Below are 25677 nucleotides of genomic sequence, written 5' to 3'. Positions count from 1 at the left end.
GAACTCGCGTGGATACGGAGCCACAAGGACGAATCTTCAGCCGGTCATTTCAGTGACTTGATGTAGAGCACCACGCTTTCAATTTCGGAATCGCCCAGCACCCCGGCGTAGCTGCCCATGCCGAGCTCGTAGCCCTTCACGATCTTCTTGCCCGGATCAAGGATGGATTCACGGATATAGGCTTCGTCAGCGGTCACGGAGGAGCCATCCTTGAAGACGCGCTTGGCCCCCAGCAGACCCTTCCAAGTTGGACCGCTGTGACCGACCGTGGCCCCATCCACCGAATGGCAGGCGATGCAGCCGTAGCGGGTGGCGAGTTCCTTCCCGGCCTCGGCGGAGGCCGGACCGGTGGAGGCCTTCTGGTGGACCTTCGCCACGCTGGCATCCAGCTTCGGAGTCTCGAATCCCAGCGCGGTCCAGTCCGCCACGGGCGGGCCGGAAACCGTGAGATACACGGTGCCGGGAACGGCCTTCGCCCCCTTCAGGGCAAAACTGGTGTCGATCTGCATCTGCATCGTCGGCTTGAGCCCGGGGATGTGGATGAACACCGCCCGGCCGTCCTTGGAAAGGAACGTGCCACCGGTGGCCACCGGATCCGAGCCGGTCGCGCCCGCGCGGGTCAGGCGCGGGGAGCCGTAGGTCGCGCTGCGCCGGTATTGCCACTCCTTCGCCTGGACGTTGTCCGGGATGACGGTGGCGTTATCCAGTTCACCGGCATAGCGCAGCACCACGCCATCCTTCACGATCCGGGCGTCCACCGCGGTCGCCAGCGGTTCGGTGGTGCGGCGCAGGCGGCCGATGCCTTCCAGGTCCTGCACCTTGGAATCGTAAACGCGGAGGCCCGCCATCCACAGCGAACCATCGCCCGGGTGGACGTGCATGTGCAGCAGCGGGATGCCCGTCTCGATCTGGAGCGGCACCACCGCGCCCTCCTTGGCGGGCCAGCCGTCACCGGGGCGGACCAGGAACAGACGGCCGGTTCCATAGGAAACATCGATCACCGCCCCGTCCCACTCCTTGAAAGCGGACTTCCGTACCCACACCGGCGAGGCCGAGGAGGTGTCATCCTCATGAGGAATCCACGCCACCGGCGGCGTGAGGCCGGTGTCCTGCTTGTTACCAAATCCATAGTAGGAACCGTCCACCACCGGGAAGATCCCCGAGGCAGGCACGTAGTTCCCCTGCTGGTCCGACATCGCGATGTGCCCCGTCGCCGGATCGATATCGAAGAACGGTTCGCGCGCGCCCTTACCCACGATCGCGAGTTTCTTCCCATCCGCCGAGATCCGCATGATCGTCCCGCTGTGAGGAATCGGCGATGGCTCGGCGGTGATCGATTTCTCGTTGGTGACGATCCCGCCGATGGCGCAGAAGGTTTCCCCCCCGGCGTTCACGCGCATGTCCAGCGGATAGCCGCGCGCGCTGGAGGTCTGGACCATCAGGCTGCAAAAGTTCTCGTAGCTGTCGATCTCGCCGTCACCGTTGTCATCGCGGAGGCGGATCACGCCGTTGCGGGTGAAGACCTGCAGCACGCCATTGACCTGCGCGATGGACATCGGCTCGCACAAGCCCCCGGCGATGCGACGCCACTTGCACGACTTGCCCACTAGGTCGGCCAGCCAGACATCGCCCTCGAAGGTCACCACCGCGACCCGGTCATCGGAAAGAAACGCGAAATCGGCGGGACGCATCCGGCGTTCCCACGGATTCTTCGCGGGCAGGCCCAGGCGGTCGATTTCCCAACCCGGGCCCTTTTCGGCAGCGGTGGTCATCGCAGACTCGATCACGCCACCCCACTTCGCGCTTTTCGCCACCGGAGACACCGGCGTGGGCTTCACCGGCCCACTTCCGCTGGTGTAGCAAAGGCTCACACGCCGCTCGTTCTTCGAGGCCTCCAGGCGTGCCACCAATTGCCCGCCCGATTGCTCCAGTTTCAAGCCGGGGTGATTGGAGAGAATCGTCAGGTTGTCCGCCCCGCCGCGTGCTTCCTGCGTGCCCTTCAGGGTGTAGGCACCCGCGGCAACGAGGAAGTAACGGGTCTCGCCCGGAGCCACCACGAGGTGGCGGGACAAGCGCGCGCCACCGCCACCGTGGTCCGCCTCGAACCACTCCTGCACCTTCACGCCCTTGTCCTCATAGCTCAGCACACCGGTCTCGCCCGCGATCCGGTAGCCGCTGAAAATGCGCCCGCTGTCCTGCAAGCCGCCACGTCCTAGATCCTTCGCGAAGGTCGGTCGCGGATCGCTCGCCAACGCGGAAGCATCCGCACCGATTCCAGGCAGAGCCGGAGCCAAGGCCATCCCGGTTCCCTGCGGCAGCGGCCACTTCGTGGAGCCCTTCTTCGTCGGCTCATACCACGAGGCCTGCGCCATGCCTTCCATCGACACCGGCTCCTTCGTTTCATCTGCTTGGAACCAATACGCCGGACGCAGCAGTTCGGGATCGTAGGCCACCCATTCGCCCTTCCCCGCCCGCACCAATAGGCCGCGCGCGAGCACCTGGCCATCCGCCAGCTTCAGCGGCGTCCCGAACACCGGTACGGTGGGATCGAAGAACAGCCCCTGTTTCGCCGACGCCCCCGCCAGCAGCACACCGCTCAACATCAGCACCCGGGCCGCGGATTTCAGGACGGGAAAACGTTCGATTAATTCCATTTGTTGCAGGCAATTATTAATAGCGGATTCCTTGAAAAAAGATAGTCCAAATGGTGCGCATACGGAGAATTCGACGCGTGCCTTTCCGGCTCTGGCTTGGTCAGCGACGAAATGTAGCCGCGTTCGGGAGAACCTGGGTGGGGAGGAACCACACGGTCGCCAAAGCGTCACCCATGCATTGAAACCACAGCCGTCCCCCCGGCAACTTGCCACACTAGAACGGGCGAATTGCGCAATGGACTAAGCAACTCTACCCCACCCACATTCTCCCGAACGCGGCTACACTCCGGCCCACGCCGGAGGCTCGTCCACAAACTCCATCCGCTGGCCATCACGTGGATGATCAAAGGCCAGCTTCCAGGCATGCAGGCACAGCGGCGCATCGCCGACATCGAGCGTCTGCTTGTCGCCGTGGCTGCCATCGGCGAGATACGCCGGATCCCCCTGCACCGGGTGGCCGAGCTGCCACAGGTGGACGCGGATTTGGTTGGTGCGACCGGTCAGCGGACGTGCCTCCAGCAATGCGGAGCCATCGGCATCGCGGGACAACACCTTGAACTCCGTGCGCGCCTCGTGGCCATCCTCCTCATCGATTGTGCGGGCACCGAGGCGCGACGACTCACGGCTGATCGGGGCATCGCAGGTGAAAGTCTCCCACTCCGGATGACCCTGCACGCGGACAAGATAAACCTTTTCCACCGCGCCCTTCTTGAAGCCTTCCTGCATCTTCCCGGCATGACGGCGGGTGCGGCCGAAAACGACGATGCCGGTGGTGTTCGCATCAAGGCGGTGCACGGCGCGCGGCCGCTCGGGATCCCAGGCGGCGTTCACCAGCCACTGGAGCGAATGCCGGTGATAACGCCCGCTCGGGTGCATCGGCAGCGGCGCGGGTTTGTGCAGCACCACGATGCACTCGTCCTCGTGTAGCACACGGATGTCGGTGGACACCACGGGCTCCACGGTGGCCGGCAGCAGGCGCAGGTAATTTTCACCGGAACGCACACGGATGTCCGGGGACACCGGATCGCCCTCGCGGGTCAACAGCCGCCCTTGGACAAACAGTCCTTCCCAAAAGGATCGCTCGACGTGGGCGAAAAGATGGCACAGCGCGTCCAGCAAGGTCATGCCATCGCACTCGGTGGAGATCCGCACCGGACAGTGGTTGTCATAGGGCACGCTGCCCGGCAGCGGGTGGCTCACCTGATGGAGAGCCGCCTGGCGCAGCTTGATCTGCTCGGCCTGGCGTTCCTCGTCCGGCTGGTAGCAATGCGGGCAGGAAACCCCGGCGACATAGCGCGGGTCCTCCTGCTCGGCCGGCTCCAACGGCGTCTGGCAAGCGAAGCACACGTCCGAAGTGGTTTCCCGCAACGCCGGATCAACACCGACGCGCTGGTCGAACACGAAGCACTCACCGTCGTAGTGATCCCCGCCGACTTCCTCGAAGTACTTCAGGATGCCACCCTCGAGTTGATACACGTTCTTGAACCCCGCGCGCTCCATGAATGGCGCGGCTTTCTCACAGCGAATGCCGCCGGTGCAGAACGTCACCACCGGCGCATCCTTCATGTCCTCCGGCAGTTTCGCGACGGCCTCCGGGAAATCGCGGAAATGATCGATGCCCGCGGCGATGGCCCCCTTGAAGGTGCCGAGCTTCACCTCGTAGTCGTTGCGGGTGTCGTAGAGCAGCACCGGCTTGCCCTCGTCCAGCCACTGCTTGAGCGTGCGCGCCTCCAGCCGCGGCGAGGTGTATTTGGCCGGTTCGATACCCTCGACCCCGAAGGCGATGATCTCCTTCTTCAGTCGCACCAGCATCCGCGAGAACGGCTGGTGATCGCTGTGGCTCACCTTCGGTTCCAGCGCCTCCAGCCCGGGGATCGCGCGGAGTTCCACCAGCAGTTCGCCGATCTCCCCTTCCCCGCCCGCCACGAACAGGTTGATGCCCTCGGGCGCGAGCAGGATGGTGCCCTTCAGGTGACGGGCCTTGCAGAACGCCAGCAGCCGCTCGCGGAGCGGTTTCAGATCCGACAGCGAGGCGAAAAGGTAAGCGGCGATATTGGTGACGACGGCCACGGCGGCGGAAACGTGCGGAGGCGCGCCCCGCCTGCCAAGCGCGAAGAACACCGGTTCACGCCCGGCGACCTTCGTCGAAGTCGTAGAAATCGTAGAACGTCACGATGTCGTCCCGGTCCCCGAAACCGGCGGCCTGCTTCATTTCCGCCAGCTTCTCGGTACCGCCGTCGGTGTCCCGCCAGCCGCGCTTGCGGGCGAAACCGTTCCAGACAATCACGTCGATCTCGGCCAAGCGACGGCCGTTTTCCTGGCACCATTCGAGCGTTTCCTCGTCGCTGGCCCCGGCGAGCACCTTGTCCCGGACCGCGGCGTAATCGACCTTCAGATAGCCGCAAATCCGGCCATCGAAGCCCGCGCCGAGAAACGGGTGGTAATCCTCGGGCAATTTCCCGGCGTGGTGGAGCCGGATCTTGTCGCACATCCGGGCGAAATACACGAGTCCGCCGGTCAAATCGAAGGCGCTGCGCGGGGTCTTGGGCATGGTCAAACCGCTAACGGCAGGAATCCCGGAGCGCAACGGCGATGTTCGCTGAACGAACGGACGATTGAAGCGCCCACGGACGGGTGCCCAAACCCGAGATTGCGCGTCCCGCGGAGCTGCATCATGTTTCGGACTTCATGAAATTCGCTGTCTTCGCCCTATCCCTGCTGGCCGCGCACTCCGCCCGCGCCCTCGCGGTGGCCGATGCCGTGACCATGTGGAGCAACCGCAAGGCGCGGATCGCGGTGCTGGCGAACGACACCGGCTACAAGACTCCGCCGGTGGTGGCGATCACCAAGGCCCCGACCAAGGGTACCGCCACCGTGGATTCCGCGGGGCGCATCCTCTACACCAACACCAGCGGAACCGCGACCACCGACAGCTTCGAATACTCGATGAGGCGGACCAACAATCTGCTCTCGAAAGCGACGGTTAGCGTGAATTTCACCAACGCCCTGCGGCCGACGGGTTCCTTCAACGTCCCCTCCTCGCCCCCGCCACTGGCGGTTTCCGTGACCCCGGCCTTCGGCTCGTTGGCCTTCAGCGAGCCGGTGTGCCTGGCCTCGCCTCCCGGCGAAACCCAGCGCCTGTTCGTCTGCCAGAAGGGCGGCCTGCTGCGCTTGATCCCAAACGTCACCGCGGCCTCGCCGGTGGCGAACACCTTCCTCAACCTGCCCGCCCTCCTGACCTCCCGCGGCGAAAGCATCGCCACCGGCAGCGAGATGGGCCTGCTCGGGCTGGCGTTCCACCCGAACTACGCCACCAATCGTACGTTCTTCCTGTTCTACTCGGTGAACAAGGGCGGCTCGCAATACGAGCGCGTGTCCCGTTTCACTACCCAGGCCGGGAATCCCGACGCCGCGGACACCGCCTCGGAAACGATCCTCATCGAGCAGCTCGACGAAGCCTCCAACCACAACGGCGGCTGCATCCAGTTCGGGCCGGACGGCTACCTCTACATCTCCGTGGGCGACGAGGGGAACCAGAACGACTCGTTCCAGAACGGCCAGAGGATCGACAAGGACTTCTTCTCCGCCGTGATGCGGATCGATGTCGACAAGAAGCCCGGCAACCTCGTGCCCCACACCCATGCCTCGATCCCGGCAGGTACGCCGAACTACTCGATCCCCCTCGACAACCCCTATGTCCACACCGCGGAGGGCGGCACGTGGAATGGTTCGTTCAATGGCGCGGCCATCGCCGACCTCTCGAAGGTCCGCAGCGAGTTCTGGGCCATCGGTTTCCGCAATCCGTGGCGGTTCTCGTTCGACTCCGCCACCGGCGACCTGTGGCTGGGTGACGTGGGTCAGGATTCGTGGGAAGAGATCGACGTGGTCACGAAGGGCGGCAATTACGGCTGGTCCTCCCGCGAGGGCAAACACGCCGGTCCTCGCCCCGTGACCGGAGCCTCTCCCATCGACCCGATCTGGGAATACGCCCACGGCAGCGGCACCATGCAGGGGAACTCCGTGACCGGCGGCGTGGTCTACCGCGGCACCCGCTTCAGCGCCTTCACCGGGGCCTACGTCTTCGCCGATTACAGCTCCGGCAATATCTGGACGCTGCGCCCGAACGGCACCGGCACGCCCACCGTTACCCGCGTGGCCGGGGAAGGCAGTATCTCCGCCTTCGGCACCGATCCCTCCAATGGCGACATCCTGATGGCGGATCTCAATGGCAGCATCCAGCGCCTGGTCGCGACCGCGGGCACCGGCACCTTTCCGCAGACCTTGACGGAAACGAACGTCTTCTCGGACGTCAGCGATCTTTCCCCGTCCAGCGGCCTCTACGACTACACGGTGAACGTCCCGTTCTGGAGCGATCACGCGAAGAAGCGCCGCTGGTTCTACGTTCCCCCGCCCTCCACGCTCACCTGGTCGCAGGACGATCCATGGACCTTTCCGGCCGGCACGTTCTGGGTGAAGCACTTCGACCTCGAAATGCAGCGCGGAGTTCCCGCCAGCGCCAAGCGGATCGAAACCCGTTTGTTCGTGAAGACCGCCGACGGTGCATACGGCGTGAGTTACCGATGGAACGATGCCGGGACGGAAGCGACGCTCGCTCCGGACGAAGGCGTTGAATTCGACCTTAACGTCACCGATGGCGGCGTTCCGAAAGTCCAGCGCTGGCACATCCCCAGCCGCTCGGAATGCATGAGCTGCCACAATGCCCAGGCGGGCTATTCCCTGTCGTTCAATACCCGCCAGCTCAACCTGACGGGCACGATCAACGGCGTCACGGGCAACCAGCTCACCGTCCTCCAGACCGACGGCTTTTTCGGAAACGCGATTCCTTCCCCGAACCTCCTGCCGCGCCACCTCAGACCGGATGAAACCACCCAGTCGCTGGAGGCCCGCGTGCGTTCCTACCTCGCGGTGAATTGCTCCTACTGCCACCAGCCCGGCGGCAGCACCAGCGCCTCGTGGGACGGTCGGCCCCAGGTCACCTTGGAAAACACCGGCCTCATCAACGGCTCAGCGACCAACAACGGCGGCGACACGCTCAACAAGCTCGTCGTCCCCGGCAGCATCGCTCATTCGGTGGTCTACAACCGCGTCGCCGTCACCAATGGCTTCACCCGCATGCCCCCGCTGGCCACCAGCGAACTGGACCAGACCTCGATCGCGCTGTTGGCAGACTGGATCGCCAACGACCTGCCGGGCCGCCAGACCTACTCCCAATGGCGACAGGCAAACTTCGGCAACTCCCCCAGCGGCGACCCGGCCGCCGACCCCGATGGCGACGGTCGCAGCAACCACGACGAGTATCTCGCGGGAACCCCACCACTGACCGGGAATGGGTTCCTCGCCCCTTCGGTCCAGCGCTCCGGAAACAACGCCACGGTGACCTTCCCACTGCCAGCCAATCGATCGTTTCAAATCCAGACATCCCCGGATTTGAGCACTTGGACGCCATGGGACATCCCCGGAAACGCGGGCATTGCCCATCCCGGCGGCATGGTCACCCTCACCGGGCCGATCACGCCACCGCAGCGCCATTTCTTCCGGGTGGTCCTCAAGGAGGATTGACGGGCATTTGCATCCAACGGGGATGGCGGGAAGTTTCCGTCGTGGAAATTGACCCCCGGGCCGGTTGTTGTACGGTGCCGCGCGGATGCCTTTTGCCCGTGCCATCCTAATCGGTTTCTTCGGCCTGCTTTGCTCCCCCCTCGCGAAATCCGCGGCGGTGGATGACACCGCCGTGGTTCAATACGGCCAGAAAGTGCTGATCCCGGTGCTCGCCAACGACACCGGTTACCGGAAGCCCGCCGCCGTTTCGATCGTCAATGCCCCCGCCTATGGGACCGCCACCGTCGATGCCTCGGGCCGGATCCTCTACTCCCACGTCACCGGCACCCCGACCAAGGACACCTTCCGCTATGCGGTCAAGCGCTCCGGTACCCTCACCTACCAGGCGAACGTCACGATCACCCTGAGCGGCGGGCTGCGGATCGAAAATCCGGCGCTGGGCATGCCTGTGGAGCCTCCCCCGACCGCCTATTCCCTGACCAATGCCTTCGGCTCTCTGGTCTTCAAGAATCCGGTGTGCATGGCATCGCCACCCGCGGACAAGAAGCGCCTCTTCGTCTGCGAAAAGGCCGGAGTGATCAAGGTGATCCCGGACGTCACCGCGAGGGCCCCCACCAGCAAGGTATTCCTCGACCTCAATGCGGCCCTGGCCCCCGGGGAGAAGATCGAGACCACCAACGAGATGGGCCTTCTCGGCCTCGCCTTCCACCCGAAGCACGCCACGAACCGTTACTTCTACATCTTCTATTCGGTGAAAGTCGGTGAGGTGTTTTACGAGCGTCTCGCCCGCTTCACCGCGAAGGCCACCGATCCGAATGTGGCCGATCCCGCGTCCCAGTTCATCCTCATCAACCAGCTCGATCACGCCAACGAGCACAATGGTGGGTGCCTCCACTTCGGGGCCGACGGCTATCTCTATTTCTCCGCCGGTGACGAGGGCAACCAGGGCGATTTCTACAACAACTCGCAGAAGATCACCGGCTCGTTCTTCTCCGGCATCCTGCGCATCGACGTCGACAAGAAGCCCGGCAACCTCGCTCCCAGCCCGCACGCCGCGCTGCCGCTGGACAACGGGGCCGCCCGCTTCGCCGTGCCGGTGGACAACCCGTGGGTTCATACCTCGCTGGGTGGCACCTGGGACGGCATGTTTGCCGGAGCCAGTATCCCGGACCTTTCCACCGTGCGCACCGAGTTTTGGGCGATCGGCCTGCGGAACCCATGGCGATTTTCGATCGACCGCGTGACCGGTGAAATCTGGTGCGGCGATGTCGGTGGCGCACTGATGGAGGAGGTCAATGTCATCACCAAGGGCGGCAACTACGGCTGGGCGTTCCGCGAGGCCACGCTCGATGGCCCCAAGATCGCCCAAGCCCCGGCGGGGTTCAGCTCGATCCCTCCGCTTTACAGCTATTCCCACAACAACTCGGCGAGCGCGATCGTCGGCGGAGTCGTCTACCGCGGCACGAAGGTCTCCTCGCTCTACGGGAAATACATCTTCGGCGATTACAGCACCGGCAGCATCTGGGCGCTTGAACGCAATGGCGGAGAACCGCCAATCGTGAAGCGCATCGCCGGTGAATACCTGCTTTCCGCCTTCGGCACCGATCCCTCGAATGGCGACGTGCTGCTCGCGAACCTCGCCACCGGCCGACTCCACCGTCTGACCGCGACCACCGGCACCGGCACCTTTCCCCAAACCCTCTCCGCCACCGGCCTCTTCGCCGATCTCGCCACGCTTTCCCCGGCCCCCGGCCTGCTGCCCTACGACGTGAACCTTCCCTTCTGGAGCGATCACGCGGTGAAACGGCGCTGGTTCACCATCCCGAAGGGCACCACCATCGGCTGGTCCCAGGACAATCCGTGGAGCATTCCCGCCGGGACCTTCTGGGTGAAGCATTTCGAGATGGAAATGGCCCGCGGAAACGCGGCCACACGCAAGCGCCTGGAAACCCGCGTGCTGGTCCGGAACGGCACCGGCATCTACGGGGTGAGCTACCGCTGGAACGACGCGGGTACCGAGGCCACGCTCGTTCCCGATGAAGGCGTCGATTTCGACCTGAACATCACCGAGAACGGCACCCCGATCGTCCAACGCTGGCATATCCCGGGCCGCTCGGAGTGCATGAACTGCCACAGCGTGAACGGCGGCTTCGCGCTCGGGTTCGATACCCGCCAATTGAATCTGGACGGAGCCATCCACGACCACATCGGCAACCAGCTCACGCTGCTCGCCAACGCCGGCTACTTCACCGAAACGCTGCCGTCCCCGAACATGCTGCCGCGCCACCTGAGGCCCGACGAAACCCAATTCCCGCTGGAGGGCCGGGTCCGCTCCTACCTCGCGGTGAATTGCTCCTATTGCCATCGTAACAACGCCATTCCCACCGCGAACTGGGACGGGCGCGCGTCCCTGACTCTCGATGAAACCGGACTCATCGGCGGCCAGCCGTTCAATCCCGGCAGCGATCCGCTGAACCGCCTGATCGTCCCCGGCGACACCGGGCGCTCCGTGCTCTTCAAGCACCTCCTCGCCACCGATGGATTCAGCCGCATGCCTCCCCTCGCCACCAGCGAGCTGAACCAGGCCTCCATCGATCTGGTCAGCGAATGGATCAACCAGGATCTCCCCAGCCGACAGAACTACGCGAGTTGGCGCCTCGCGAGCTTCGGGTCCGCCACTTCCGCACGCGGCGAAGCGACCGCCGATCCGGACAGCGATGGACAAAGCAACCGGGACGAGTATCTCACCGGCACCTCTCCAACGCACCCCAACGCCCAGCCCGCGCCCACCCTGAAGATCACAGGCAACCAGGCCGCGCTGAGTTTCGATCTGCCCTCGAACCGTTCGTTCCAGATTCAAACCTCGCCCGATTTGAAAACGTGGCACCCTTGGAATATCCCCGGCAACGGCGGCCTGCCCACCAAGGCCGGCACCGCCACTCTCAGCGGCCCCATCGATCCCGGTGACCGCCATTTCTTCCGCGTGATCATCCGGGAGAACTGAAAAACCCGGGCACGCCGGTTCTTTTGACATGGATTTGACCAAAGCCCCCCCGGCCGGATGGCATGATGCGGGGGTCATGAAGAACAAACTCATCACCACCGGCCTCGCCGCGCTGCTCACGTGCGCCGCCGTTCACGGTCAAAGCCCCCAGACGGATCCACTCAAGAACGGAGAACAGGAGAGTTCCTCCGCGGCAACCGGCAATCCCAACCCCAATCTGGCCATCCGCTATGAAACGTTTTCGTTGAGCATCGCGGAGGCCGCAACCCTTACCCGCGAGAATCCCCGCGACAACGAGCTTTATGCGAAACTCGTTGCGATGGTCGCCAAGAAGGAAGCCAAGCAGGAAGCACTCGTGCTGCTGAGAACCAAGAGTGGCCAGAAGGCGACCGCGGAAAGCATCTCCGAGCAGATCTACCCCACCGAATTCGAGCCCCCGAACCTGCCGGAAGCCCTGGGAGCCAGCTTCATCGCACGGAAGGGCCCGGACGTCAAAAATGCCGACGGCACCACCGCCAAGCAGCCGGTCCAAATGCCGAATGCGGCCGCCCTGATTGATGCCCCCTCCATTTCCGAGCTCGCCGGGCTGGCCACCCCGTCCACCCCCACCTCGTTCGAAACGCGCAATGTGGGCGACACGCTGGAGATCGAACCCACCTTGGGTGAAGACAACCACACCATCGATCTGCGGATCGTGCCCGACCGGGTCACACGGACCGGAGACAGCTCTTCCGGCCAAGGCCTTTCCCGCTGCGAAATGCCGATCTTCGAAAGCCAGCGGGTCAATACCTCGGCCACCCTCGAAATCGGCAAACCCTTCCTGCTCGGCACCGTCAATCGTCCGCCGGTCTCGAAAGTGGATGCTGACTCGGCCAACCGGATCTGGTTTGCTTTCGTGACGGCAAATATCGCCAAACCCTGATGCGCGGGATTTCCATCACCCTGCTGCCCATGCTGGCCGCCGCCGCCCTGGTGATCTGGGGTGGCGAGCGGCTGGCCCGCCGTGAGGTGATCCACCGTATCCCGGCCGACCGGGTGAGGCTGCTCGATTTCTCCGCGGCGTTTCAGGAAGAGCTGAACCGCATCGACCGACTCTATGCCAGAAATTTGGAAACCGTGGCCGCACGCAGTTTCGTGGATTCCCCGGATGCGCTCTCCAAGCGAATCCAGGAAGTGGCGGCCATCCGCCAGTGTCATGTTTTCGAAGACAAAAAGACACCTGTCCAGATCGCAGGCACCTCCCTCCGAAAAGACGAGAAACTTCCCGAAGTCTTGATGGAAGGCGGCAAGCGCCCCTTCAATCCGGAGCAAGCCGTGATCCTGCCCAAGGACCTCGGCACCCTGGAGAACGGCGACCGGTGGGGCTGGATCACCGCCCCGGACGTCATCCATCGGATCTACTGGCAGCGCACCCAGCCGGATCACTTGATCGCCATGGTGATCGATTTCACTGAAATCCACGATCGCCTCAACCGCCACCTTTCCGAATGGATGAAGGTACCCTTCTCGCCGCTGCGTGACTCCAGCGAGTTCGTCTCGGTGACCGGTCCCGATCACCATGAACTCACCGGCCCACCCAATACCACCGACCGCGGACCGGCCGCCCTGGTGATCCCCTATCGCAACCGTCTCGGAGAATGGCAGATCCAGTCCTGGGACAAGCAGCACGTCGTGCTCACCCACGATGCCACCACCGTGGCGTCCGCCATCGCCACCGCGGGCATCCTCGCCATACTCGGCATCTTCCTCTGCGTGCAGCAGAACCGCGCGCTCCGCCTCTCCGAGGAACGCGTCTCCTTCGTCAACCGTGTCTCGCACGAACTCGGCTCGCCGCTGACGAACATCCTCCTCAATCTCGATCTCGCCACCGAGGCCATCCACACGCGGCCGAAGCAGGCGGAGGACCGCCTCAAGCTCGTCGGCGAAGAAGTCCAGCGCCTTGCCCGCCTCGTCTCGAACGTGCTGACGTTCTCCCGCAGCGAACGCAAGACCCTCGATCTCAAGCCGAGCCCCTGTGTCCCGGACGATGTGATCTCCGGCATGCTCGCGCAATTCCAACCCTCGCTCGACCGCCGCGGCATCCGCGTCGAATGGCAGCGTGGCGCGGGTGAAACCGGCACCCTCGATCGGGACGCGCTCGCGCAGATCGTGGGCAATCTCATCTCGAACGTTGAAAAATACGCGGCCACCGGCGGCTGGCTGGGATTGGACAGCCGCATCGAAGGCAGCCAGGTAAAGATCCGCGTGTCCGATCACGGACCGGGCATTCCCGTCAAACACCGGGCACGCATCTTCGAGGCCTTCGAGCGCGTGAAAGAGGACGTCAACGAGGGCTCCAGCGGCACCGGTCTCGGCCTGTCCATCGCCCGTGATCTCGCCACCCGCATGGGCGGCGATCTGATCCTGATCCCCTCGGAGGAAGGTGCGGTCTTCGAATGCCGCCTCCCGCTCGCACAGCGCTTTTCCATCGTGAACCCCACCCCCTCCGCGGCATGACCATCCTGCTGGCAGAAGACGATCCCCTGACCCTGGAAGCCCTCGCCACCTGCCTGCAGGCGGAGGGATTCGAAACGCTCACCGCCCCCAACGGCCGGCTGGCGCTCGATCTGTGGACGCGCCATCAACCGGACCTGCTGTGCCTGGACATCATGATGCCGGAGATCGATGGCTTCGAGGTCTGTCGGCGCGTCCGCACCAGCGACACCACCGTTCCCATCCTGTTCCTCTCCGCGAAGAACGAGGAGGCGGACATCGTCGTGGGCCTAGGATTGGGAGCCGACGATTTCATCCGCAAGCCCTTCACCCGGGCCGAGGTCATCGCCCGTGTCCGCGCCGCCCTCCGCCGCGCGCATCCGGCGTCGCCACAGGAGCGGAGCTTTCGCATGGGGGACCTGACGGTTCAGCCGAAAGCCCTCCTCGCCGAACGCCGCGGCACCACGATCGATCTCACCCCACGCGAGGTTTCGATGCTGGAGCTTCTCCACCGCCACGAGGGCCAGGCGGTTTCCCGGGACGCCTTCCTCGATGCCTGCTGGGGGCTGGAGTACTATCCGGACTCCCGGACACTGGACCAGCACATCCTGATGCTGCGGAAAAAGGTCGAGGCGGAGCCGTCCCAGCCCGTGATCATCGAGACCGTGCGCGGCGTGGGTTACCGGTTCCGCGCCCACGCGGGGTAAGAAGCTGCTGGCAAGACCGGGGCATCCGATGTTGAATCGCCGGACTTGCTCCTGCTTCCATGAAAGTCGTTTTCCTCGATGCCTCCACGATCGACCGCGCGGACCTGGATTTCACCCCGCTGCGCGCCTTCGGCTCCCTGACTCTCCATCAGGTGACGCCACCGGACAAGGTGGGAGAGCGCATCGCGGATGCCGACATCGTGATCACCAACAAGGCGCTCGTCACCCGCGACGCGCTGGCAAACGCCACCAAGGTCCGCCTCGTGGTGTCCGCCGCCACCGGGGTCAACCAGATCGACCTGGAAGCCTGCAAGGACCGCGGCGTCACGGTGTGCAATGTCGCCGGCTATTCGACCGAGGGAGTCGCCCAGCACACCTTCGCGCTGCTGCTGAATCTCGTCACCGCGGTGGACCGTTACTCGGCATCCATCGCCCAGGATTGGCCCGCTTCCCCGATCTTCACCCGTCTCGATCACCCGGTGACCGAACTCGCGGGAAAAACACTCGGCATTGTCGGCTTCGGCTCCATCGGCCAAGCGGTGGCCCGGATCGGCACCGCCTTCGGCATGAAGGTGGTCGCCTACGCGCGGAATGAATCCGCACCGGATGCCGCCGTGCCGCGTGTCGCCGGAGACGCCTTCTTCTCCACCTGCGACGTGATCTCGTTGCACTGTCCGCTCACCCCTCAGACCGAGCGCTTCATCAACCGCGTCAGCCTGGCGCTGATGAAGCCGGACTCCCTTCTCATCAATACCGGCCGCGGCCCTCTCATCGACGATCACGCGCTGGCCGATGCCCTGCGCCACGGCGAAATCGGCGGCGCGGCCCTCGACGTGCTCAGCGTGGAACCGCCGCCGAAGAACCACCCGCTGCTCGCCACCGACATCCCAAACCTGCTGATCACCCCGCACACCGCGTGGACCAGCCAAGAGGCCCGTCAGCGACTTCTCGCCGGGGTCATCGCGGACATCCGGGCGTTCCTGGACGGCCGTCCGATCCACCACATCGTGTGATCGGAGCCTTCGGGCAAAAGCACGATCACCTATCGGTTCGGCTCGGACGGTGGAAAATCCCGCCCGCCGGGTCTAGGAGGGATAGACGACCCAGTCGTCCATCCTTCCGTCATGACCCGAAAACCCAATCCGGCCCCGGCCACCCGGCTGGCCATTCTCGCGATCGCCGCCGCGTTCGCCCTCCCCTCCTCCGCCGCCGCTCCCAAAGGCGAGCCCTTCGGCACCGCCGATGGCAAGACGGTGGAGATCTTCACCCTGACCAACCGCAAGGGCATGAAGCTCCGCGCCATGACCTATGGCGCGATCGTCCAGAGCCTCGAAACCCCGGACCGCGATGGCAAGACCGCCGACGTGGTGCTGGGCTACAAGACGCTCGAGGAATACATCAAGGACACGCCGTACTTCGGCGCCGTGGTCGGCCGCGTGGGCAACCGCATCGCCAATGGCAAGTTCACCCTCGACGGCAAGACCTACACGCTCGCCCTCAACAACGACCCGGGCGGTATCAAGTGCTCGCTGCACGGTGGCCTGAAAGGCTTCGACAAGGTCGTGTGGCAAGGCGAAGGCATCGAGAAGGATGGCGTCCAGGGAGTAAAGTTCCACTACGTCAGCAAGGACGGAGAGGAAGGCTACCCCGGCACGCTCGATCTCACCGTCACCTACTGGCTCACCGATGACAACGAGTGGAAGATCGACTACAGCGCCACCACCGACAAGGCGACGCCGGTCAACGTCACCCAGCACAGCTATTTCAACCTGAAGGGCGAGGGCAACGGCGACATCCTCGACCACGAGCTCACCTTCAAGGCCGCGAAGTTCACTCCGGTGGACGCGGGCCTCATTCCGACCGGCAAGCTCCAGGATGTGAAGGGCACGCCGCTCGATTTCACCACCCCGCACAAGGTCGGCGAGCGCGTCAACGCGGACAACGAGCAGCTCAAGTTCGGCGGCGGCTACGACCACAACTGGGTGCTCGACAACCAGGGCGGCAAGCTCGCGCTCGCCGCCACCATCCACGAGCCCACCACCGGACGCACCATGGAGATCCTCACCACCGAGCCGGGCCTCCAGTTCTACTGCGGCAATTTCCTCGATGGCAAACTCACCGGCAAGAGCGGCAAGCCCTACAACTACCGCAACGCCCTCGTCTTCGAAACCCAGCACTACCCGGATTCCCCGAACCAGCCGTCCTTCCCCAGCATCATCCTCAAGCCGGGCAAGACGATGAAAAGCACGACCGTCTATCGGTTCAGCCTGAAGGGTGGAAAGCCGTGATCCACGGACGTATGACAAACACGCCATCGCATTCACCATGTTGAAAAACCTCCTTCACCTTTTTGTGGCATGCGCGCTCGGCTCCTCCGCCGTGCATGCGGAAGCCGCGAAGCAATGGACCCCGGAGCAGGCCAAGGCCTGGCACGAGAAGTCCGGCTGGTTCGTCGGCTGCAACTTCATCCCGAGCACGGCGATCAACCAGCTCGAGATGTGGCAGGCCGATACCTTCGACACCGCTACCATCGACCGTGAACTGGGCCTCGCCGAATCGCTCGGGTTCACCAGCGTGCGCGTGTTCCTCCACGACCTGTTGTGGCAGCAGGACAGCAAGGGCTTCTCGAAGCGCATCGATACCTTCCTCGGCCTCGCGGAAAAGCACCACATTGGCGTGCTGTTCGTGCTCTTCGACAGTTGCTGGTATCCGAAGCCGAAGCTCGGCAAGCAGCCCGAGCCGCTGCCCCACCGCCACAATTCCGGCTGGGTCCAGAGCCCGGGCATCGACGCGCTGATGGATGAGAGCCAGATCCCGCGCCTTCACGAGTATGTCACCGGCGTGGTGAAGCAGTTCGCCAACGACCGCCGCATCCACGGCTGGGACGTCTGGAACGAACCGGACAACAACGACGGCGGCAAATCGAAGCGCCCCGGCCTGGAACCGGACCAGAAGATCAAGTCGCAATATGTGGAGAAGCTGCTGCCCCAGGTCTTCGCATGGGCCCGCGAGGGCAATCCGACCCAGCCGCTGACCTCCGGCATCTGGCTCGGCGACTGGAGCGACCCCAACAAGATGTATCTCATCCAGCGCATCCAGTTGGAGCAGAGCGACGTCATCTCGTTCCACTGCTACGGCAAGCCCGATCACCTCGCGAAACTCATCGGCCAGCTCCGCCGCTACAACCGCCCGATGCTCTGCACGGAATTCATGGCCCGCCCGGAAGGCAGCACCTTCGATCCGAACCTCGGTGTGCTGAAGAAGGAGGATGTCGGTGCCTACTGCTGGGGCTTCGTCTCCGGGAAGTCACAGACCATCTACCCGTGGGATTCCTGGGAGAAGGATTACAACGGCGAGCCGCCGCTCTGGTTCCACGACATCTTCCGCACCGACGGCACCCCGTATCGTCAGCCCGAAGTGGATTACATCCGCTCGGTGACGAAGAAGAAATGATCTCATTGCAATAGATAGCCGGATAATGGCGGCCCCGGAGAGTGGTTACTCCGGGGCCGTCCCACGTCCAGGGGATTGGATTTTCCGGTCGATGCTTCCGCCATTCGGGGAGACCACACAAAGATGCCGCCTCCACCGGAAACCCTCCTGGATCCCATGCCCACCGTGGGCCTTGCCATCTTCAAAACCGAATCCGCTCCGCGACCATCATCGATCATATCGATGATGGCAACAAGGGTATCGATTCGTCAAAAAGCACCTCCCTGTTAGACTGCTGGAACGATGACAGGCATACCCCGCCATCTTTTCCACCATGTCCGCCTTTCCTCACCTCAGCTCCGGCTGGATGTTCGTCCTCGGTGCGATCGGCCTAGCCGCATGTTGCGTGTTCCGTAGAAAACCTTGGGCGATGTTCCTGTGGCTTCCACTCGTCCTCGCCGTCTTCGTCTCCGCCGTCCAGACGTATCAGGAACTCAGCTCGCCCCATCATCTCACTGGCCCGGACAGCGGCTGGAGCCAGATGGCCTGGCCCCTCAAGCTCGCCCGGCTGCTCCTATTCCTCGTGGGCGTGGTGCTTTACCTGCTGGCCCGGCCCGCGGCACCGGCTTGGAAATGGAAGCCCGTCCTTGCATCCCTACCCCTCGGGGCCACGCTGCTTTTCTTCGTCCATCTGCAGAGGGGCACGAACTTCGATATCCAATGGGTCGACGCCGAAGGCCGCCCGCTGCCCGGTATCGAGATCGAGGGCCTTCGTTCCCGTGATGGACTCGTCGCAGGTCGTCTGGAACAAACCAGCGACCGGAACGGCATCACCCGCTTCAGATTGGAAAAGCGTGAAGCTCTTGAGCTTTGGACCACGGCCAGTCGTTCAGACCTTCAGTCCACCCGTCTGGACATCCATCCTCAACCCAGGGAGCCCGACACATGGGCAATCCTCGAAACATGGGGCCACCTTGGCTCCATGGCCATCTTGATGCCGATGGCCTTCCACACGAAACTCACACGGGTGATCTCAGCGCGCGACACGCTGGCATCGCCATTCCGGAGGGAGCAGATCCGGCAATCCATCCACGCGATCCGCCACCGGGCTCCGGGGGACTCCACCTACGCTTCCCTGTGCGGGAACATCGAGAGCATCGACCTCATTGCCGATCTCAGCAGAATCTCCCGGGAAAACCCAAGGCAACGCGAGAGCGTGCTCAAGGCTTTCGACGCCATCCAGACGATCCTTGCCGAAATGGAGAGCACCCGCGCCAGGATCAACCACGCCCGGTCTCCCGATGAAGAGCAGGCACTCGTGGCTCTGGCCGGCTGGGCGAACGTCTCCTCTGATCCCGGCACGAATCCCGGAGTCACGCTCGGCGAGATCGAAGTCGAAATCAGCCGGAACCTCGCCGAACTCAGGGCAGCGCGTAGGAATTGACCGGTCGTCGTTCAAGCAGCCGGAACCACCCCATGCCCGCCGTGGGCCTCGCCGTCCTCAAAACCGAATCCGCGCCGCACCGCAGCCATCTCCGCGCTGAGCCGACCATTCTCGTGTCGCACGATCAGCGGTTCCTCTTCGATCGTCTCCGTCGTCGCCGCCTCCGGAAACCGGCATGCGAACAGCGTGAACAACGCCGGCAGCGTCTCGCGCGGCACCACGTCACGCATCCGCACGATCTTGAATCCCGCCGCCGTGATCCCCTCCACCGCCCGCTGTTTCTGGCGTGAGGGAAAACACAGCACGAACCATCCATCGGCCGTGAGATGCTTCACCGCCGCCCGCGCGTAATCGGACACATCGCCGCGCAGCTCGAACCGCGCGTGCGCCTTCTGAGAGTCCTGCGGCACCACACCCGCCGTCACCGGGAAATACGGCGGGCTGCCCGTCACCAGCGGAAATTTCTTCTCCAGCGCCAGCTCCCGCAGGTCGCCGTGCGAACACTCCACCCGCGCGCGCAGGCCGTTCCGGTCGAGGTTCGATTGCAGCAGCCGGTAGCTGATCTCCTGCGCCTCCACGCACGTCAGCCGCGCCTCCGGGCCCATGCCCCACAGCGTCAGCAGCCCCACCGTCCCGATGCCGGTGCCCAGGTCGAGGTGCTCCGTCACCCGCGGCGAACACTGCACCGCATACCACGCCGTGAGCACGTCATCCGCCGAATGCCGGTGCCCCTTGAGACGCTGGGCGATCAACCACCCCGCCGCATGGCCGCCATCGTCCTGCAGGCCCCCCACCGCGCACGGCCCGTTCGGCCCCGCCAGCGCGTCCAGCGTGATCCGTTCTCCCAGCTCCTCTTCCAAGCGGGCGCGTTCCTCCTGCCACTGTTGCAGGGACGGCGACGACGGGGAGGAATCGGAAAGCGGAGCCATGGGAGGCGGCATCCTTCCGGGAGACGCCCGCGTCGGAAAGCCCGAAATCGAAGCCGCGCCCCATCCCCTCGCCGGACCGGATCCCGTCATCCCACCATGGAGCCCTCCACCCGCTGCCCGAGAGACCGGCCACCATCACCCCAAACGCCCCTAAGTAATTCCCCGCACGCGCCATCTAACAGAAACCTTGTCTCCGGCACATCTCATGCTGCTTCATGCGATCCACGGATGGTTCCGCACCCCATCATCATGAGCACGATCACCATCAAGGACGGCACCTCGATCTACTACAAGGACTGGGGCAGCGGGCAGCCCATCGTCTTCAGCCACGGCTGGCCGCTCACCGCGGACAGTTGGGAATCCCAGATGCTCTTCCTCGCCGATCACGGCTACCGCTGCATCGCCCACGACCGCCGCGGCCACGGGCGCTCCAGCCAGCCATGGCATGGCAATGAGATGGACACCTACGCCGACGACCTCGCCGAACTGATCGAGGCGCTCGACCTGAAGGACGCCATCCTCATCGGTTTCTCCACCGGCGGCGGCGAGGTCACCCGCTACATCGGCCGCCACGGCACCGCCCGCGTCGCGAAGGCCATCCTCGTTTCCGCCGTGCCGCCGCTGATGCTCAAGACCGACGCCAACCCCGGCGGCCTGCCCATCGAGGTCTTCGATGGCATCCGCGCCGGACAGATCAAGGACCGCTCGCAGCTCTACAAGGACCTCGCCGCCGGTCCCTTCTTCGGCTTCAACCGCCCCGGTGCCACGCCCTCCCAGGGCATGATCGATTCCTTCTGGATGCAGGGCATGATGGGCGGCCACAAGGGCACCCACGATTGCATCAAGGCCTTCTCCGAAACCGACTTCACCGGAGACCTGAAGAAGTTCGACGTCCCCACCCTCGTCATCCACGGCGATGATGACCAGGTCGTGCCCATCGATGCCGCCGGCCGCGCCTCCGCCGCGCTCGTCCCCGGTGCGAAACTCATCGTTTATCCCGGAGCCCCGCACGGCATCACCGATACCCACAAGCAGCAGCTCAACGCCGACCTGCTCACCTTCATCCAAGCCTGACCCGATTCCACCCGCCATGCTCGCGCTCACACCACTCGGCATCGCCCACACCGCCATCGGCGTCGTCGCGCTCATCGCGGGCATCGCCGCCTTCATCCGGGACCAGCGCATCGACCCCGGCAACCCGCTGGGGAAGGTGTACATCTGGACCACCTTCGTGACCGCCGCCACCGGCTTCGGCATCTTCGAGCACGGCGGCTTCGGCAAGCCGCACGTGCTCGGCATCCTCACCCTGCTGGCGCTCGCCGCGGCCGCGCTGGCGGGCAGGAAGCGCCTCTTCGGCAAGCTCTCGCCCTACGTCGAGACGCTTGGCTACACCCTCACCTTCCTCTTCCACCTCATCCCCGGCACCGTCGAAACCACCACCCGCCTGCCGGTGGGCAAGCCCCTCGTCGCGGACCGCGAGGGCCCCGAGCTCCAGGCCGCCATCGGCGTCTGGTTCCTGCTCTTCCTCATCGGCGCGTTCTTCCAGGTGCGGGCCCTGAAAAAACGCCCGTCGACCGTGTGACCAGTGACGGGCGGAGCGGCTTTACCTGCCCGCGTTACTTCCCGGCCGCCTTCGGCACCAGGTAGACGGCGTGCTCGTCCGTCCTCACCTCCATGCCGGTGGCTTCGGCAAGGTGCTTGAGAATGACCGCCAGCGAGACGTTCCGGAGTTGCAGCGGTTTCACCTGCGGTGATTCCTCCCCGGGTGCGGAGCGGATCACGAAGTTCACGCCCTTCTTCGCGGGATCGGTTTCCGGATCGAGCTGGGCGCTGCGCTGGCGCAGGTACTCGATGGCTTCATCCAGTTTGGCGTCCTCGATGTGGATGATCGGCACCACGATCCGGTTCAGCTTCTCATCGAGAGCAGCCTTTCCCGCGGCGGCAGCGGTAGGAGCCGCGACCGCCATCGGCTTGGCTGCGGCATCCCCTGCCGTCACCGGCGAAAAGATCACGATGCCCGCGTCATCGATCCGGTAGGTCATCCCGGTGAGGTCCGCCACGTAATCGAACGCGGTCGAGAGCGGAACGTTCCTCAACTTCAAGCTCTTGATGACGGGCTGTTGCTGGCCGTCCTTCGTCTTCACGATCAGGTTGAGCCCCCTTCTGGTGACGTCCGGCTCCTTGGTGTCGAGATCGACGCTGCGCAGGCGGAAGAACTCCACCGCCTCCTGCACGCTCGTATCCTCGAACGAGATCACGGGCACGATGATCTCCCGCAGTTTGTTGGAGATCGCCTGCTGGGCCGGAGAGGCGGGCGTCGTGCTGGCAGCGGAGGGCTTCGCGGAATCGCCTGCCCCCGCGGCGGGAGGTTCCGCACGGGTGATTCCCAGCAAGGTGCAGATCCCCACCAAGCCCACGGCGGCCACGTTCCACGCCACACCGGTGCGGCGATAGCGGGAGATCTCGCGGATGCGGGAATGGAGACCGGCCCCGCGCTTGAACAATCCCACGAAGGCCAGCCCATGGCTGAACGGCGGCGCGGCGCTCTGGAGCTTCAGCAGCGCATGGCCGTAGTCGGCGCGGTGGTCGGTCTCTGCCGAGGAGAGAACCTGCGCGTCGCAAACCGTCTCGCGGTCGGCGCGCAAACGGGCGAAGGCGAACCAGATGACCGGATTGAACCAATGCGCCACCTGGAGCAGGCACAACAGCCAGTTGGCGGGCAGGTCGCCGCGCTTCAGATGCGTCAGTTCGTGGACCACCACCAAACGCGCTTCACTGCCGGTGAGGCCCGCGGGAAATCCCGCCGGAAGCAACAGCAACGGACGCAGCAATCCCGTCACCGCCGGACTCTCCACCTGGGGCGACATCAATACCCACGGCCGCCATTTCAATCCGACCTCCGCCGCGACCCCGTCGATCATCGCCATGAGTTCCGGCTCCGGCGCAATGGCACTCCGTTCCATGCCAGCCAGGCTCTTCCGATAGCCCGCCACGCCCACCACCGCGAACGCACAGGCCCCCAGCAGCCAGGTCACCGCGAGCGCGTTCATGAGCGTGAACTTCGAAGCAGGCGGAGCCACGGGAGCCGTGGCCACCGGCACCTGCGCGGCATCCATCGGTGGCATGGCAGAGGGTTCCATCGCCACGGGAACCGGAGCCTTCGTGGCAGGCAGCGGGCTCCACGGGATCACTGGAAGCACCGGCAACACCATCACCAGCACGACCGGCAACCACAGCGCGTGCCGCCACCGCGGGGGCAACCAGGCGCGGAGCACCACTTGAAGCGCCAGGACACCGGCCGCCACCACCGAGGCCCGGAGGCTGGCGGCGAGGAGCCATTGAAACAACGTATCGAGAGCATTCATGGGATGGGTTTCAGTGGGATTGGGATTCGATGGATTCGTCCAGCACCCGCTTCAGCTCCTGCACCTCTTCCGGAGTGAGGTGGGCGTTGCGGGCGAAGTGGACCAACAAAGGCTGGGCCGCCCCTTGGAAGAAGCGGGCCATGAACGAGGAGCCCTCCGCCTGCACACACTCGGCGCGGGACACGGCGGGGGAAAACAGGCGCGGGGAGCCATCGCTGGCGTGGATGACGTTCTTCTCCACCAGGCGCGTCAGCAGGGTGCGGACGGTGTTCTCCGCCCAGCCGGTGCGCTCGTGCAGGGCCTTCGCCACCTCGGAGGCCGTGAGCGGCGCACGCTCCCACAGGGCCTCCATCACGCTCCACTCCGATTCGCTGATTTTGGATGGGTTCATCAGATGGAACCGAATCCACCACAAACGTAGTGAATCGTCAACTACATATGTAGTGAACTCATCCAAACCATCCCTCGCCCAACCTAACAATCACCGCCCTCGCCTCAAGGAGTGGCGGATTTCGATCCGCCATTTCCCGGGTGATGACCATCGCTCACCGACGTCCGGTCCTTTCATGGTTCCGGTTGTGGCGAAGCAAATGGCCATCCTTTCCATCATGGTTGCTCAAAAGCAGCCACTCCTTGCGACAGACCACCAGCTCCTTCTCCGCTCGCTCCGGAGAAGGGCCGGCCGGTCCGGCCGCGATTACTCTTCCGGCAGTGGCTTGTTCTTCGTCTCCGGCGCCCAGATCACCGCGATAATTCCGATCAGGAAGATCGCGCACATCGCCATCGCCGAATAGCGCTGCATGAGCGGCGAGCCGAAATGCCCGAACACGCTCTTGGCCAGCGCCGCGGAGAAGAAACTGCCACCCGCCGCCGCGAAGCGACCGAGATTGTAGCAGAACGAAACCCCCGTGCTGCGCAGGCGGCTCGGGAACAGCTCCGGCAGATAGATCGAGAAGCCCGCGAAGGTGCCGAGTTGCACCGCGCCCATCAGCGGCATCATCCACATCGCCTGCTCCGGCGTCTCCAGCTTCCAATACACCAGCGCGGTCACCACCAGCGCCGAGGCGAAACCGATCACGAACGACGTGCGGCGGCCGAGCCTGCCACACAGCCACGTGAACCCGGACATCCCCAGCGCCGCACCGATCATGTTCATCAGGTACACGCGGTTGATCGCCGACTTCATCGCCGCGGTCACCTCCGCGTCTCCCAGCCCCTGGGCCTTGTAATGGTTCTTGAACACCACGTTCTGGAGGTCGACCGCATACTCGCCGATCGCCCACAGCCCCACCACGCCCGTGGAGGCGATCACCGCGCCCACGATCAGATTCTTCCGCCACCGAGCCTCCTTCAGCAGCCCGAGGTACGGACCGAAAATCCCACCCGCGGGCAAGCGGCCCTCCTCCTTCAGCTTCAGCCAGGACTCAGGCTCGCGGAGATACCCGCGGATGAAGAACACCAGGAACGCCGGAATCGCGCCCACCAGGAACAGCCAGCGCCAGCCTTCACCCGCCGCGATCGTGCCGCCCTTTTCCAGCGAATCCACGCCCATCTTGATGAAGCTCGCGGAGATGTTGCCGATCGTCGAAAGCACCTGCAGCGTGCCCAGCGCGCCCACGCGCGCGCCCGCCGGGACCGTTTCCGCGATCAGCGACACCGCTAGGCCGAACACCCCGCCGACACCCACGCCGGTCAGAAAACGGAACAGCGCGAAGTCCCAGTAGTAGTGGCTGAAAAAGCTCAGGCCCGTGAACATCGAGTAGATGAGCACCGTCAGGGTCAGCATGCGCGCACGGCCGTAACGGTCACCCAGCGCACCGAAAATCAGGCCCCCGATGCCCCAGCCGACCAGGAACAGGGCGGTCACTTCCTTGCCCATCACCCCCACCTCGTCGGGGGTCGATCCCTTCATCAACCCGGTCAGGGCCGGAATTCGCGCCAGCGAAAACAGCCGCTGATCGAGGCAGTCGAAGAACCAGGCGAGGGAGGCCACCACAAACACAAACCAATGGTAACCAGATAGTTGCGACCACCAAGAGCGCGATGAGTCCGGGGAATGAGAAGGCGAGTTCGTCATGAGTGATTTTCTT

Annotated in this window: 18 protein-coding genes; 11 read left to right on the top strand and 7 right to left on the bottom strand. The window is 64.4% G+C overall.

The features are described from left to right. Positions 1 to 44 precede the first annotated feature (44 nt). From llg_RS16085 to llg_RS16075, 3 genes are all read right to left on the bottom strand, one after another. The gene (locus llg_RS16085) at positions 45 to 2654 is read right to left on the bottom strand and encodes a cytochrome c (protein WP_338285734.1); all 2610 of its coding nucleotides are present in this window, start codon (positions 2652 to 2654) and stop codon (positions 45 to 47) included. Between the two features lie 279 nt (positions 2655 to 2933). Further along, positions 2934 to 4724 carry a sulfurtransferase gene (locus llg_RS16080; protein WP_338285733.1) on the bottom strand — a complete coding sequence of 597 codons (1791 nt, stop codon included), beginning with the start codon at positions 4722 to 4724 and terminating at the stop codon, positions 2934 to 2936. A gap of 55 nt (positions 4725 to 4779) precedes the next feature. Further along, positions 4780 to 5205, bottom strand: a complete 426-nt coding sequence (locus llg_RS16075; protein WP_338285731.1) for a DUF5069 domain-containing protein — start codon at positions 5203 to 5205, stop codon at positions 4780 to 4782. A gap of 137 nt (positions 5206 to 5342) precedes the next feature. Between llg_RS16075 and llg_RS16070 the strand changes: the two genes are divergently transcribed. The 9 genes from llg_RS16070 to llg_RS16030 all read left to right on the top strand — a co-directional run bounded on the left by llg_RS16070 (position 5343) and on the right by llg_RS16030 (position 19293). Next, positions 5343 to 8234, top strand: a complete 2892-nt coding sequence (locus llg_RS16070) for a PQQ-dependent sugar dehydrogenase (RefSeq protein ID WP_338285730.1) — start codon at positions 5343 to 5345, stop codon at positions 8232 to 8234. Between the two features lie 85 nt (positions 8235 to 8319). Continuing rightward, positions 8320 to 11238: a PQQ-dependent sugar dehydrogenase gene (locus tag llg_RS16065; RefSeq protein WP_338285729.1), complete on the top strand. Its 2919-nt coding sequence runs from the start codon at positions 8320 to 8322 to the stop codon at positions 11236 to 11238. A gap of 76 nt (positions 11239 to 11314) precedes the next feature. Next, entirely contained in the window at positions 11315 to 12160 is an 846-nt protein-coding gene (locus tag llg_RS16060; protein WP_338285728.1) for a hypothetical protein, read from the top strand. After that, positions 12160 to 13734, top strand: coding sequence for a HAMP domain-containing sensor histidine kinase (locus llg_RS16055; protein WP_338285727.1), 1575 nt, complete (start codon positions 12160 to 12162; stop codon positions 13732 to 13734). The genes llg_RS16060 and llg_RS16055 overlap by 1 nt, the downstream gene beginning before the upstream one ends. Further along, positions 13731 to 14417: a response regulator transcription factor gene (locus llg_RS16050; RefSeq protein WP_338285726.1), complete on the top strand. Its 687-nt coding sequence runs from the start codon at positions 13731 to 13733 to the stop codon at positions 14415 to 14417. Before llg_RS16055 ends, llg_RS16050 begins: the two co-directional genes overlap by 4 nt. A gap of 59 nt (positions 14418 to 14476) precedes the next feature. Continuing rightward, entirely contained in the window at positions 14477 to 15430 is a 954-nt protein-coding gene (locus tag llg_RS16045; RefSeq protein WP_338285725.1) for a D-2-hydroxyacid dehydrogenase, read from the top strand. A 111-nt stretch (positions 15431 to 15541) separates the two neighbouring features. Further along, complete coding sequence (locus llg_RS16040; RefSeq protein ID WP_338285724.1) at positions 15542 to 16705, top strand: aldose epimerase family protein; 1164 nt, start codon at positions 15542 to 15544, stop codon at positions 16703 to 16705. A gap of 37 nt (positions 16706 to 16742) precedes the next feature. Further along, positions 16743 to 17870: a hypothetical protein gene (locus llg_RS16035; protein WP_338285723.1), complete on the top strand. Its 1128-nt coding sequence runs from the start codon at positions 16743 to 16745 to the stop codon at positions 17868 to 17870. 313 nt (positions 17871 to 18183) lie between these two features. Continuing rightward, positions 18184 to 19293 carry a hypothetical protein gene (locus llg_RS16030; protein WP_338285722.1) on the top strand — a complete coding sequence of 370 codons (1110 nt, stop codon included), beginning with the start codon at positions 18184 to 18186 and terminating at the stop codon, positions 19291 to 19293. Between the two features lie 11 nt (positions 19294 to 19304). On the opposite strand, the gene llg_RS16025 is transcribed toward llg_RS16030, so the two are convergent. Then, positions 19305 to 20222: a methyltransferase gene (locus llg_RS16025; RefSeq protein WP_338285721.1), complete on the bottom strand. Its 918-nt coding sequence runs from the start codon at positions 20220 to 20222 to the stop codon at positions 19305 to 19307. A gap of 249 nt (positions 20223 to 20471) precedes the next feature. Between llg_RS16025 and llg_RS16020 the strand changes: the two genes are divergently transcribed. Both llg_RS16020 and llg_RS16015 read left to right on the top strand, forming a co-directional pair. Continuing rightward, on the top strand, positions 20472 to 21296 hold the full coding sequence (locus llg_RS16020; RefSeq protein WP_338285720.1) for an alpha/beta hydrolase: 825 nt from the start codon (positions 20472 to 20474) through the stop codon (positions 21294 to 21296). 16 nt (positions 21297 to 21312) lie between these two features. Next, complete coding sequence (locus llg_RS16015) at positions 21313 to 21804, top strand: hypothetical protein (protein ID WP_338285719.1); 492 nt, start codon at positions 21313 to 21315, stop codon at positions 21802 to 21804. 34 nt (positions 21805 to 21838) lie between these two features. Here llg_RS16015 and llg_RS16010 read toward each other — a convergent pair whose 3' ends face one another. The 3 genes from llg_RS16010 to llg_RS16000 form a co-directional block, all read right to left on the bottom strand. Beyond that, the gene (locus tag llg_RS16010) at positions 21839 to 23587 is read right to left on the bottom strand and encodes a M56 family metallopeptidase (RefSeq protein ID WP_338285717.1); all 1749 of its coding nucleotides are present in this window, start codon (positions 23585 to 23587) and stop codon (positions 21839 to 21841) included. A 10-nt stretch (positions 23588 to 23597) separates the two neighbouring features. Continuing rightward, positions 23598 to 23978, bottom strand: a complete 381-nt coding sequence (locus llg_RS16005; protein WP_338285716.1) for a BlaI/MecI/CopY family transcriptional regulator — start codon at positions 23976 to 23978, stop codon at positions 23598 to 23600. A 306-nt stretch (positions 23979 to 24284) separates the two neighbouring features. After that, positions 24285 to 25580, bottom strand: a complete 1296-nt coding sequence (locus llg_RS16000; RefSeq protein WP_338285715.1) for an MFS transporter — start codon at positions 25578 to 25580, stop codon at positions 24285 to 24287. Positions 25581 to 25677: the final 97 nt, after the last annotated feature.

The sequence above is a fragment of the Luteolibacter sp. LG18 genome (genome assembly GCF_036322585.1).
In the GTDB taxonomy this organism is placed as follows: domain Bacteria; phylum Verrucomicrobiota; class Verrucomicrobiia; order Verrucomicrobiales; family Akkermansiaceae; genus Luteolibacter.
Note: the sequence above shows the minus strand (reverse complement) of the source record. Positions and strands in the feature narration are given on the sequence as shown.